Annotated in this window: 11 protein-coding genes, 2 tRNA genes and 1 rRNA gene; 5 read left to right on the top strand and 9 right to left on the bottom strand. The window is 30.0% G+C overall.

Annotated elements, in window-relative coordinates; all coding sequences use genetic code 11:
• Positions 1-200: 200 nt before the first annotated feature.
• The 4 genes from ACRYA_RS03950 to ACRYA_RS03935 all read right to left on the bottom strand — a co-directional run bounded on the left by ACRYA_RS03950 (position 201) and on the right by ACRYA_RS03935 (position 2,873).
• Positions 201-276: transfer RNA gene (locus ACRYA_RS03950), tRNA-Ala, on the bottom strand.
• 4 nt (positions 277-280) lie between these two features.
• Positions 281-357, bottom strand: a tRNA-Ile gene (locus ACRYA_RS03945).
• 124 nt (positions 358-481) lie between these two features.
• Positions 482-1,999: ribosomal RNA gene (locus ACRYA_RS03940) — 16S ribosomal RNA — on the bottom strand.
• A 421-nt stretch (positions 2,000-2,420) separates the two neighbouring features.
• The gene (locus ACRYA_RS03935) at positions 2,421-2,873 is read right to left on the bottom strand and encodes a YaiI/YqxD family protein (RefSeq protein WP_105917673.1); all 453 of its coding nucleotides are present in this window, start codon (positions 2,871-2,873) and stop codon (positions 2,421-2,423) included.
• Positions 2,874-3,261: 388 nt separating this feature from the next.
• Here ACRYA_RS03935 and ACRYA_RS03930 point away from each other — a divergent pair, with 388 nt between their 5' ends.
• From ACRYA_RS03930 to ACRYA_RS03910, 5 genes are all read left to right on the top strand, one after another.
• Positions 3,262-4,638, top strand: a complete 1,377-nt coding sequence (locus ACRYA_RS03930) for a phosphomannomutase/phosphoglucomutase (protein WP_105917674.1) — start codon at positions 3,262-3,264, stop codon at positions 4,636-4,638.
• A gap of 1 nt (position 4,639) precedes the next feature.
• On the top strand, positions 4,640-5,518 hold the full coding sequence (gene galU / locus ACRYA_RS03925) for a UTP--glucose-1-phosphate uridylyltransferase GalU (protein ID WP_105917675.1): 879 nt from the start codon (positions 4,640-4,642) through the stop codon (positions 5,516-5,518).
• Positions 5,518-6,750, top strand: a complete 1,233-nt coding sequence (locus ACRYA_RS03920; protein ID WP_105917676.1) for a glucose-6-phosphate isomerase — start codon at positions 5,518-5,520, stop codon at positions 6,748-6,750. Before galU ends, ACRYA_RS03920 begins: the two co-directional genes overlap by 1 nt.
• A gap of 3 nt (positions 6,751-6,753) precedes the next feature.
• A complete protein-coding gene (locus ACRYA_RS03915; protein ID WP_105917677.1) occupies positions 6,754-7,665 on the top strand; it encodes an AEC family transporter in 912 nt (303 codons plus the stop codon).
• Positions 7,666-7,764: 99 nt separating this feature from the next.
• On the top strand, positions 7,765-8,742 hold the full coding sequence (locus ACRYA_RS03910) for a catalase (protein ID WP_105917678.1): 978 nt from the start codon (positions 7,765-7,767) through the stop codon (positions 8,740-8,742).
• Positions 8,743-8,775: 33 nt separating this feature from the next.
• On the opposite strand, the gene ACRYA_RS03905 is transcribed toward ACRYA_RS03910, so the two are convergent.
• The 5 genes from ACRYA_RS03905 to ACRYA_RS03885 all read right to left on the bottom strand — a co-directional run bounded on the left by ACRYA_RS03905 (position 8,776) and on the right by ACRYA_RS03885 (position 12,147).
• Positions 8,776-9,351: a Wzz/FepE/Etk N-terminal domain-containing protein gene (locus ACRYA_RS03905; protein WP_165786095.1), complete on the bottom strand. Its 576-nt coding sequence runs from the start codon at positions 9,349-9,351 to the stop codon at positions 8,776-8,778.
• Between the two features lie 153 nt (positions 9,352-9,504).
• On the bottom strand, positions 9,505-10,563 hold the full coding sequence (galE, locus tag ACRYA_RS03900; protein ID WP_105917680.1) for a UDP-glucose 4-epimerase GalE: 1,059 nt from the start codon (positions 10,561-10,563) through the stop codon (positions 9,505-9,507).
• A 12-nt stretch (positions 10,564-10,575) separates the two neighbouring features.
• Positions 10,576-10,908, bottom strand: a complete 333-nt coding sequence (locus ACRYA_RS03895) for a type II toxin-antitoxin system RelE family toxin (RefSeq protein ID WP_105917681.1) — start codon at positions 10,906-10,908, stop codon at positions 10,576-10,578.
• A complete protein-coding gene (locus tag ACRYA_RS03890) occupies positions 10,898-11,152 on the bottom strand; it encodes a type II toxin-antitoxin system Phd/YefM family antitoxin (protein ID WP_105917682.1) in 255 nt (84 codons plus the stop codon). The genes ACRYA_RS03895 and ACRYA_RS03890 overlap by 11 nt, the downstream gene beginning before the upstream one ends.
• A gap of 68 nt (positions 11,153-11,220) precedes the next feature.
• Positions 11,221-12,147 carry a sugar transferase gene (locus tag ACRYA_RS03885; protein WP_105917683.1) on the bottom strand — a complete coding sequence of 309 codons (927 nt, stop codon included), beginning with the start codon at positions 12,145-12,147 and terminating at the stop codon, positions 11,221-11,223.
• Positions 12,148-12,163: the final 16 nt, after the last annotated feature.

Here is a 12,163-nt window from a genome sequence, read left to right as displayed (position 1 = left end):
GATATGAAATTTTTTATTTAAAATTAAATATTTCTATTTAACTTTACGAAAAAATTTTAAAGACTTTAACATTATATTTTTAAATATCATACTACTTTAAATAACTAAAGTTATTCAACGTAACGTTTCTGATTAAAACCAGATATAAACTCTTATTTATTTAAAAGCTTATATCTAATCTCTTATTCTTTATATACATATGGTGGAGAATAGCGGGATCGAACCGCTGACCTCCTGCGTGCAAAGCAGGCGCTCTCCCAGCTGAGCTAATTCCCCATAATGGTGGGCCTATCAGGACTTGAACCTGAGACCTCACGATTATCAGTCGAGCGCTCTAGCCAGCTGAGCTATAGGCCCATATTTACCTATAAATTATCTGTTGTTCTTCCAAATAATCTTTACAAACTAAATATATGTTGTTAAAAGTAGTTTTTTTCTTTTTTATTTATATTAAGAAACAAATCTTAATACTTTTTCTTTGAAAGGAGGTGATCCAACCGCAGGTTCTCCTACGGTTACCTTGTTACGACTTCACCCCAGTCGCCAAATCCACTGTGGAAGGTAGCTATTTTAGCATCCCCGCTTCGAATGAGTTCGACTCCCATGGTGTGACGGGCGGTGAGTACAAGACCCGGGAACGTATTCACCGTAGCATAGCTGATCTACGATTACTAGCGATTCCAACTTCATGTAGTCGAGTTGCAGACTACAATCCGAACTGGGAGATATTTTATAAGATTTGCTCCACGTCACCGTATTGCGGCTCTTTGTATATCCCATTGTAGCACGTGTGTAGCCCTGGACGTAAGGGCCATGATGACTTGACGTCGTCCTCACCTTCCTCCTACTTGCGTAGGCAGTCTGTTTAGAGTTCTCAGCCGAACTGTTAGCAACTAAACACGAGGGTTGCGCTCGTTGCGGGACTTAACCCAACATCTCACGACACGAGCTGACGACAGCCGTGCAGCACCTGTATATAAGTTTCTGCAAGCAGACACCAATCTATCTCTAGAAAGTTCTTACTATGTCAAGTCCAGGTAAGGTTCTTCGTGTATCGTCGAATTAAACCACATGCTCCACCGCTTGTGCGGGTCCCCGTCTATTCCTTTGAGTTTTAATCTTGCGACCGTACTCCCCAGGCGGTACACTTAATGTGTTAACTGCATTACTGCAAGATCAAGTCTCACAACAACTAGTGTACATCGTTTAGGGCGTGGACTACCAGGGTATCTAATCCTGTTTGCTCCCCACGCTTTCGCATCTCAGCGTCAATAATGTTCCAGTAGATCGCCTTCGCAATCGGTATTCCTTCTGATCTCTACGGATTTTACCCCTACACCAGAAATTCCATCTACCTCTCCCACATTCTAGATTAACAGTTTTCAAAGCAGTTCTATAGTTAAGCTATAGGATTTCACTTCAAACTTATCAATCCGCCTACATGCTCTTTACGCCCAGTGATTCCGAGTAACGCTTGCACCCCCCGTATTACCGCGGCTGCTGGCACGGAGTTAGCCGGTGCTTATTCATATAATACCGTCATTATCTTCTCATATAAAAGGAGTTTACGCACCGAAATGTGTCATCCTCCACGCGGCGTTGCTGCATCAGACTTTCGTCCATTGTGCAATATTCCCCACTGCTGCCTCCCGTAGGAGTCTGGACCGTGTCTCAGTTCCAGTGTGACTGATCATCCTCTCAAACCAGTTATGTGTCATTGTCTTGGTAGGCCATTACCCCACCAACTAACTGATACAATACAGGCTAATCTCTTACCAATAAATCTTTCCCTTATTAACTTAAGTTAACAAGGAGTATAAGGTATTAGCAATCGTTTCCAATTGTTATCCCTTAGTAAGAGGCATATTACCTATACATTACTCACCCGTGCGCCACTTAGCTGACAATTATAGCAAGCTATAATCCGTTCTCGTTCGACTTGCATGTGTTAAGCACGCCGCCAGCGTTCACTCTGAGCCAGGATCAAACTCTCCATAAATTTTTGATTAAATCTTACTCTAATCTTTATGTAGTGTTGAAACTGACATTTTTGTTTTTAATTACTTAATTACAAAATTATCACTCAAATTTATAGACAAGTAATAAATATTTTACTATTTATATCTTGTTTCATTTTTTTTACTTTTAACAATCATTATATTTAGTTTACAAAGATTACTTCTTAAACTTCATATCTATTTTAAAGAACTCTAATTTTAAACCCTTCGGTCAAATTGGACGGGAATTATAGTGCCTTTTTTTCCTTTTGTCAAGAGATTACTCTTAAAGTTTGGTTAAATTTTGAAATTTGTCACTTTTTTTGAGTTTTGTACAATTATGTAACGAGTAAATATATTAATCTTTTGTACAAATTTGACAATTGGTTGCTGACACGGAATTTTCTTATAACTTAAGTAAGTTTATTTATAATATTTAATCAAAAAACTATTGAGCTGGTTTGCAAACATTTGCGCATCTTTTTGTGAAAATGGTTTTGGTCCGCCTGTAATCTCACCACTCTCACGGATACTCTCCATTAGATTTCGCATCGCTAAGTATTGTTTGATATTATCAACACTATAAAGTTCACCTCGGTGATCAATTGCATGTGCATTTTTTTCTATCACCCTATCTGCTAGTGGTATATCAGCAGTAATAACCAAATCGCCCTCTTCTAACATCTCTACTATTTTATTGTCTGCTTCATCTGCTAAAGTATCTACGATGATGTACTTGACGTGACAAGACTCGCCTATATTTATCTTTTTGTTTGCTATTACATATGTTTTAATCTGTAATCTCTCTATTGAGCGTAGTAATATTGGCTTGAGCAAATTTGGAAAAGCATCACCATCGACATAAAGAGTAATCATCCATCAGCTCCATTTTTGATAGTATTTTAGTTTAAAGTTACTAGAAAATGACTTATAATATGCTAATTGATGGAAAATTATTTGTAAAATTTATTCCTCTTATGTATCTTTTATATATTAAAAAATATATGAAACAAAATAATTTGTTTAAAATTCATACTTTAGAATCACTATTAAATCAACATTCTTGATGTCATTCCAATATTTAAAATATATAAAAAGTAATCATGAGAAAAAACTCATATTTTTAGATAGTCAAAATTATAACTTTGCACAAATCTAACACAAGGCATCGTTAAATGCCTAAGCTATCGGTATATACAATTATTTAACGATTTTAAGATAAAATTCCACAATTTTTAATTATACAATAGGAGTTGTAATATAAATGAGTTCATCTATTTTTAGAGAATATGATATTAGAGGGATATTTCAAAAGGAATTAAACGAAGATATTGTAAAAAAAATTGGGTTTTATTTAGCAAAGGCACTATTAAAAAGAGTTCCAAATGCTTCTTTTTTGGCTGTTGGTTATGATGCAAGACTTCATTCACCAACTTTAAAAGGTTGGTTAAGTTCAGGAATAAACAAAGCTGGTTTAAAAGTTTTGGATATGGGATTAGTTCCAACTCCTGCAAACTACTTTGCTAATTTTAATGAAATAGATGGATACAAATGTGATGGTTCTATTATGATTACAGGTTCACATAATCCACCTGAATATAATGGTTTTAAAATAACATTAAATAAAGAGCCATTTTTTGGAGAAGATATTTATTCTTTAGGAAGAGATATTTTAGCGGATAATTCAAATATTGATGATAATGAAGCTGTTATAAAAATTGATTCAAAAAATAGATATATTGATTATATAGTTGAAAGCTTCAAACATTTAAAACTTGAAAATAAAAAGTTTATTTTTGATTGTGGTAACGGTGTTGCTGGTGTTGTTTTAGGTGAGATTTTAACAAAACTAAATATTAAAAATAAAATTTTATTTGAAGAGCCAGATGGAAATTTTCCAAATCATCACCCAGATCCAAGTGATGAGCATACTTTAGAAGATATCAAAAAAGAGTTAGCAAGTGGAGAGTTTGATTTTGGTTTTGCTTACGATGGAGATGCAGATAGAATTGCCCTACTTTCAAAAAAATATAACTTCAAAGGTGATATATTAGCGATATTCTTCTCTAAACATATGAAAAACCCAACAGTTATTGGTGAAGTTAAATGTTCACAAGTTATGTATGACACTATAAACTCTTATGGTAAAGCTATTATGTATAAAACAGGACATTCAAACTTGAAAGTTAAAATTAAAGAGATGAATGCAGATTTTGCTGCTGAAGTATCAGGGCATCTATTCTTTAATGATAGATATTTTGGATACGATGATGCTATTTATGCTACTTTTAGAGCTTTAGAGTTAATCGATGCTGGTTTTGATTTTGATAAAGAGTATGAAGCCTTACCACAAGTATATTCAACTCCTGAGATAAATATAACTGTAACAGAAGATACAAAATTTAAAATCATTGAAGAATTAAAAGTTGCTTTACAAAATCCACCTTCAGATTTTCCAAAAATCAAGGATATTATAACTGTTGATGGTGTAAGAGTTATTTTTGAAAAAGGTTGGGGACTTGTACGTGCTAGTAACACAACTCCAAAATTAGTAACAAGATTTGAAGCTGATAATCAAGAAAATGCAAAAGTATATGAAGATGCATTAATAAATCTATTTAATAAATTACAAGGAAAATAATATGAGCAATACAAACAATCCAATCAAAAAATGTCTGTTTCCAGCTGCTGGATATGGTACAAGATTTTTACCTGCAACAAAAGCAACACCAAAAGAGATGTTACCTGTTTTAACAAAACCACTTATTCAATACGGAGTTGAAGAAGCACTTGCTGCTGGTATTGAGAATATGTCTATTGTAACAGGAAGAGGGAAAAGAGCTATTGAAGACCACTTTGATATATCTTATGAGCTTGAGCATCAAATCAAAGGGACTAGCAAAGAACACTATTTAACAGAGATTAGAAGTGTTATTACAAAGTGTACTTTTTCATACACAAGACAAATAGAGATGAAAGGTTTAGGTCACGCAATATTATGTGGTGAAAACTTAATTGGAAATCAACCATTTGCTGTGCTTCTAGCAGATGACTTATGTGATGCACCTGATAAAGGTGTTTTATCTCAAATGGTTGAGCTATATAAAAAATATAACTGCTCAATTGTTGCTATTGAAGAGATACCAAAAGAAGATACAAATAAATATGGAGTAATTGCTGGAAATGAGATAGAACCAGGAATTTTCATGGTAAAAGACATGGTTGAAAAACCTGAACCAGAAGTTGCTCCTTCAAATTTAGCGATTATTGGAAGATATATTTTAACTCCAGATATTTTTGACATTATTAGAGAGACAAAACCAGGTAAAGGTGGAGAAATTCAGATAACTGATGCACTTTTAACTCAAGCAAAAAATGGTATGGTTTTAGCTTATAAATTTAAAGGTGAAAGATTTGACTGTGGAAGTATCGATGGATTTGTAAAAGCTACAAACTACTTTTATGATAAATCAATAAAAAATGTGAAAAAAGAAGAAAAAAAAGATAACGGGAAAAAGTAGTGAAAAATAATCTATATTATCCAAAAGTATCTCTAAGCGATGAAGATATTTTCTTAGAGATAAAAAAAGAGCGTGAAGAGATAGGTTACTACTCTTTGCCTCATAGTGATATAACAAATCTAAAAAAAGAGTTAGATTCTCTTGATTTTCAACAAAAAAATATTGCTATAATTGGAATTGGTGGAAGTACTTTAGGAACTTATGCAATATACAACTTCTTAAAATATCATAAACAAAAAAATAAATCTTTAAAAAAAGAGATTTTTTTCTTTGAAAGTACAGACCCTGTAAACTTAAATGGAACAATCTCTCAGTTTAATTTAGAAGATACTTTGTTTATAGTTATTTCAAAATCAGGTACAACTATTGAAACAATTTCTATTTTTAAATATTTAAGTTCAATTATAAAAATGGATAAATCAAATCTTTTAGTAATAACTGAAAATGATAGCAAACTAAATAGTTTTGCAAAAGTAAATGATATAAAAACTTTTGATATTCCAAAAAATGTTGGTGGAAGATTTTCTGTTTTATCAAATGTTGGATTAGTTCCTTTATATTTAGCTGGTTTTGATATTGATGAGCTTTTAAATGGAGCTAGAAGAATATCTACATCATTTTTTGAACAGTATGAACTTTTTACTCATTTAATAAAAAAAGCTAGAACTTACTATGAATACAAAGATATTTACAATATAAATGCAGTTTTTTCATACTCTCAACTTTTAGAAGGTTTTAATAAGTGGTATATACAACTTTGGGGAGAGAGCCTTGGAAAAATTGATGCAAATAACACAAACCAAGGTTTAACTCCAATTGGACTTTTAGGACCAGTTGATCAACACTCATTTTTACAGCTTATTGTAGAAGGGAAAAGAGATAAAACTGTAACATTTATAAAAATTAAAGATTTTAAAGATGATACAAAAATTGCTCCTATTAGTTTAAGTGGATTAGAAGAGCTTGATTATATAAATAATCTTGATTTTAAAGAGTTAATAAATCTTCAAGCAGATGCTACAATAGCATCAGTAAAAGAGTATAAAAAAGATATTCCTATTGATTTAATAGAAATAGAAGAGATAAGTGAATACGAAATAGGAAAACTTCTATTTTACTACGAACTTTTAACTTCAATTGTAGGAAAATTACTAAGAATAAACACTTATGACCAACCAGGTGTTGAAGGTGGAAAAATTATATTAAAAGAGATGTTAAAAAGCAAAAATTAAAAAATGGAACATATATTTTCTAGCCTCATTCCTATTTTTTCACTAATTATGATTGGGTACTTATTTAAAAAAATAAGTTTCCCTTCACCTGATTTTTGGCCAATGGCTGATAAACTAACATACTATATTTTGATGCCTGCATTATTAATTTTTACTTTATCTAAAGCTAAAATTGACTCAAATAGCATATCTTTTATAGCTGTTTGCCTTCTTGCAATATTTATCACTATGATAATTTTGATGATATTTAATAAATTAAGCCCTACACAAAACAGCTCTTTTACTTCAATAGTTCAAGGTGGAATAAGATTTAATACTTATGTATTTTTGGCTCTTAGTGGCTCTATTTTTGAAGATAAAGGTTTAGTATTAGCTGCAATTATTATAACTTTTGCAATACCTTTTTTAAATATTTTATCTATTTCTATATTTGCTTTGTACTCAAATAATAATAAAATTGATTTTATATATTTATTTAAATCTATTGTAAAAAATCCTTTAATAATTTCTTGTGTTTTAGGAGCTTTAATAAACTTTTCTGAAATAAAAATACCAATTAGCATAGAGAATCTACTAAAAATCTTAAGTAGTGCTGCTCTTCCATTAGGTCTAATATCTATTGGTTATACATTAGTTTTAAAAGAGATAAAAAGTGCAAAAAAAGATTTAACTGTTACTATGATTGCAAAGTTTATAGTTTTACCACTTATCATGTATATCTTAGCAATTTCTTTTTCACTAGATAATTTAATGATTGCTATATTAGTTCTATTTGCTATTATGCCAACTGCTCCTAGTGCATTTATTTTAGCACGTCAATTAGGTGGTGATTTATCTTTAATGACATCAATAATAACTGTACAAACAATAGTTGCTGCGCTATTTTTAATAATTTTCTTACAATATTTTAATTAAGCTTTTATACATTTTTTTGTGTAAAGCTAAGTTAATTTACTATTAACCTATAAACACTAAAATCCACTCCTAATTTAATAAAATTTAAAAGGATTTAAAATGAAAAAAAGTTTTGTAAGTTTATTTTTATCAGCTTCACTATTAGCTGGAATTTCACAAGCAAATGAAGAGACAAATTCAAATGTATATGATGCACAAAGAATTGCAGATATTTTTTATACATTAAATTATGACAAAAATAACCCAAAAGGAAAAGTAAATCATGCGGTTGGTTTTTGTGGAGATGGTTCTTTTATTCCATCAAAAGATATTACATCTAAATTAGATATTCCATTTTTAAATCAAAAAAATATAGATGCACAAGTTAGATACTCTTTGGGTGGAGCTTTAAAAACAGATAAAAGCAAACCAAGAGGACTTGCTATTAAACTTAATGGTGAAAATGAAGCTTGGACAATGGTTATGTTAAATACAGAGATTAACTTTGCAAAAAATCCACAAGAGTTTGGACAATTTTTTGAAATGAACATTCCTGTAAATGGAAAAGTTGATAAAGAAAATATTGCTAAACTTATGAAAGAAGTAGATTCTTATCGTAATTTTATTGACTACAACAGCAAAAGAGGAATAACTCCTAGTGTTTCAAATATTGAGTTTTACAGTATTCATACATTTATGTTTAAAGATAAAAAAAGTGGAGATATGATTCCTGCTAGATGGAAATTTGTTCCTGTTGATGGGATAAAATATCTTACAAAAGAGGAATTAGAGAAAAAAGGTGATAAATTTTTAGAAGATGATTTTAGTAAATATGTTAAAAATAAACCTGTATCTTATAAAATGTATTTAGTTTATGCAAATAAAAATGATGTAACAAATGATACAACAGCTTTATGGAGTGGAGAACATAAAGAGGAGCTTGTAGGAACACTAAATGTTTCGCAATATAGCGGAAATACATGTAATTCAGATGTTTATTTTCCATCAGAAATTCCAACAGGTGTAGGTGCTCCAAATGATCCACTGTTTGATATTAGAAATCAAGCTTATGCTATTACATTTGGAAAAAGACAATAAAAGATTAAAGAATTTTTAAGTATAAAAAAGAGTTTAAGACTCTTTTTTTATACTTTGAATAAATTGAATAAGAAATACTAAAAATATTGAAAGAATAAATCCAGTTATAAAAGCAACTGTTACAATTAAAGCTTTTTTAGGTTTATTAATAGCTTCTTCTGATATTTTAATATCTCCAATTTCTTTTGTCATAATTTTATTTTTATAAAATGAAGTATCATTTTCATGCTTTGTTATAATAAAATTTTTAACATCTTCTAAAATAGTTTTTATTCTTGCTTTATCTTCATTTGAATATTTTATTTCAAGAATAGAAGTTGTTCCTTTAGCAATAGTTGAATTAACTTTAAACTCTATTCCTAAAATATAAGATAAATTCTGAGGAGTTTCTATAATTCTATTTCCAAAATTTTCACTTTGTATTTCTCCTATTTGAACACTTAAATTTCCTTCATAAACTGGTGTTGGATTTTTTAGTAAAACATAAATAAAAGCGATTAAAGTTATTGTAAAAGTAAAAATAATTATAAAAAATCTTTTTTTCCAAATAGTTTCAAATAATTCCCTTAAATCTATCTCATCTTCATTTAAAATTTTGTTTTCTTGCATTTTTTGATTCCTTTTAGTTTTTAAGCTTGTGATTGTATCAAAACCATCTTTAAGAGGTCCATTCAACTGGAACATTAATTCAATCTATGATCAAATTCTGGAACTATCTCTTTTAATTTTGATATTTTATCTTCACAAATAAGTAACTCTTCTTCACTTTTTTTCATACCCTATTGGATTTTTACTTTGCCAATTCCAGCTAGATTTACACATATCATCTAAACTATGTTTTGCTTCCCAATTTAAAATCTCTTTTGCTTTTTGTGGATTTGAGTAGCAAATTGCAATATCCCCTGCTCTTCTATTTACTAGTTTATAAGGTATTTTTTCTCCACTTGCTTTTTCAAAAGCTTTTATAATATCTAAAACACTATATCCAGTTCCTGTTCCAATATTTAAAATAAGTGGAAATGAGACTTTAGTCTCATCTTTTTTATTTACAGGGAATAAAGTTCCTGTTCCAAAAAGATACTCTATAGCTTTTACATGAGCGTTTGCCAAATCAACTACATGGATATAATCCCTTACTCCTGTACCATCTTTTGTTTCATAATCACTTCCAAATACACTTAGCTCTTTTAATTTACCAACAGCAACTTGAGAGATATATGGCATAAGATTATTTGGAATACCGTTTGGATTTTCCCTTATAAGTCCACTTTCCTCTGCACCTACTGGATTAAAATATCTTAAAATAGCAATTTTAAAGCTATTATCACTTATATATAAATCCTCTAATATTCTTTCAATCATATATTTACTAGTTCCATATGGATTTGTAGTAGCTCCAATAGGAAAGCTCTCATCTATTGGACAAGTTTCTGGGTTTCCATAAACAGTAGCACTTGAAGAGAAAACTATTTTTTTACAGTTAAACTCACGCATAACTTCTAAAAGTTTAATAGTCCCTACAACATTGTTATCATAATACTTCAAAGGTTTTGCAACACTCTCTCCTACAGCTTTGAGTCCAGCAAAGTGAATAACAGAATCTATGGTATATTTTTTAAAAACTTTTCTCAAAGCTTTTTTATCTCTTATATCACCTTTTACAAATTTTACTTTTGAGCCAATTATTTTTTTAACTCTTTTTAGAGCCTCTTTTGATGAGTTTGAAAAATTGTCATAAACTACAAAATCAAAATTTGCTTTTTTTAGTTCTACTAAAGTATGAGTTCCAATATAACCTGCTCCGCCTGTTATTAGTATCATTTTTTTCCTTTTTTATATTATTTTGTTAAAATTTTTAAACTCTTCTTTATCTGTCTCTTTTGTCATACTTTCTTTCAGTTTTTCATATACTTTATTATTTTCTCTTTTTCCTACACTTAAAACTAATATAACTATTTGTTCTTCTTTTACTTCACATGCTAGCCTAAAACCAGAGCTTCTTAGCTTTATTTTATATATATTTTTATATCCACTTAATTTATTTTTTACTATTCTTGGATTATGTACAATTTTTTCTAATTTTTTTTTAAATTGTAGTTTAATAGCTGAATCAAGACTATTCCACTCTTTATATGAAATTGGAGTAAATTTTATTTTATAAATCATTTAAAGAGACCTCTATTAGCTCATCTTCTTTATAGCTTAATCTCTCTTCTAGCTCTTTTATTAAATAATAATCATCTATAATATCCATCATCTTTTCATATAAAGAACTTGGTACTAGATATGCACTAGTTATATTGTGATTTAAAATTGCTACTGCTTCATCTCCTGTATCTTTTAGTAGTTGTGAAGGTGATTTTTTAAGTTCTGTTATACTTGCTGTATATTTTGACAAGATTGGTTGCATTTAAGACTCCTTTTAAAATATCAAATATTGTACTATATTTAATACTTTATAGTCAAACCCTATCGCTTTTATAATCCTTTTTTACCTAAAACTACCAAAATAGTTTTAAAAATAATTTTAATATCCAACCAAAGGCTATAGTGTTTTATATAGTACAAATCATACATTAGTTTTTGTTTTGCATCTTCAACACCAGCTCCATATGGATACATAACTTGAGCCCAACCTGTAATTCCAGGGCGAATAAGATGTCGCTCATTGTAGTATGGAATCTCTTTTTCAAACTGTTCTATCCAAAATTTTCGCTCAGGTCTTGGACCAATTAGGTGCATATCTCCTTTTAATACATTTAGCATTTGAGGAAGTTCATCTATTCTTGTTTTTCTCATAATCTCACCCCAAGGAAAAACTCTAGGGTCGTTTTCGCATGCAAATTTAGCTCCGCTAATTTCTGCATCTAGTCTCATACTTCTATATTTGATACACTTAAACTCTTTGTTGTTTATTCCAACTCTTTCTTGCTTAAACATACTAGTTCCTGGGGATTCTTTTTTGATTCTTCTTCTTGAATAAGCCATTATAGGAAAAGTAAGAACATACAAACAAAAAATTCCTAAAAAATCAATAAATCTTTTCATAAAGTACTCAAAAATATTAAAAGGCTTGATATTTTGAAGGTAGTTTAAATCTGTGTGATCTTCTGGGATATAGCATTTGTGTAGATATTTTTCCATAAATTGCTCTATAGTGATGAGTTTGATATTTCTTTCAAATTGTAGGTTTGTAAGGTATTTTATAACTTCATTTGGTACAGTGTATCTTGTGTTTAGCACAATAATTTCAACTGCTGTTTTATCCAGCAAACACTTCAACTCTTCAAGAACTTCAAAAGGGTCTCGCTCTGAGTATTTGATAATAAACTGATTTTTAAACTTTTTATTAAGTCTTGTTTTTTCAAACTGCGTGAACTTGTATTTTCTACCTAAAACTATCATCTTCTCTTCCCTATAA

Source organism: Aliarcobacter cryaerophilus ATCC 43158, from assembly GCF_003660105.1.
Classification (GTDB): domain Bacteria; phylum Campylobacterota; class Campylobacteria; order Campylobacterales; family Arcobacteraceae; genus Aliarcobacter; species Aliarcobacter cryaerophilus.
Note: the sequence above shows the minus strand (reverse complement) of the source record. Positions and strands in the feature narration are given on the sequence as shown.

Excerpts from the sequence above, each read along its gene's own strand:
- ACRYA_RS03935 (WP_105917673.1), bottom strand. The coding sequence starts at position 2,873 with ATGATTACTCTTTATGTCGATGGTGATGCTTTTCCAAATTTGCTCAAG.
- ACRYA_RS03930 (WP_105917674.1), top strand. The coding sequence starts at position 3,262 with ATGAGTTCATCTATTTTTAGAGAATATGATATTAGAGGGATATTTCAA.
- galU (WP_105917675.1), top strand. The coding sequence starts at position 4,640 with ATGAGCAATACAAACAATCCAATCAAAAAATGTCTGTTTCCAGCTGCT.
- ACRYA_RS03915 (WP_105917677.1), top strand. The coding sequence starts at position 6,754 with ATGGAACATATATTTTCTAGCCTCATTCCTATTTTTTCACTAATTATG.
- ACRYA_RS03910 (WP_105917678.1), top strand. The coding sequence starts at position 7,765 with ATGAAAAAAAGTTTTGTAAGTTTATTTTTATCAGCTTCACTATTAGCT.
- ACRYA_RS03905 (WP_165786095.1), bottom strand. The coding sequence starts at position 9,351 with ATGCAAGAAAACAAAATTTTAAATGAAGATGAGATAGATTTAAGGGAA.
- galE (WP_105917680.1), bottom strand. The coding sequence starts at position 10,563 with ATGATACTAATAACAGGCGGAGCAGGTTATATTGGAACTCATACTTTA.
- ACRYA_RS03895 (WP_105917681.1), bottom strand. The coding sequence starts at position 10,908 with ATGATTTATAAAATAAAATTTACTCCAATTTCATATAAAGAGTGGAAT.
- ACRYA_RS03890 (WP_105917682.1), bottom strand. The coding sequence starts at position 11,152 with ATGCAACCAATCTTGTCAAAATATACAGCAAGTATAACAGAACTTAAA.
- ACRYA_RS03885 (WP_105917683.1), bottom strand. The coding sequence starts at position 12,147 with ATGATAGTTTTAGGTAGAAAATACAAGTTCACGCAGTTTGAAAAAACA.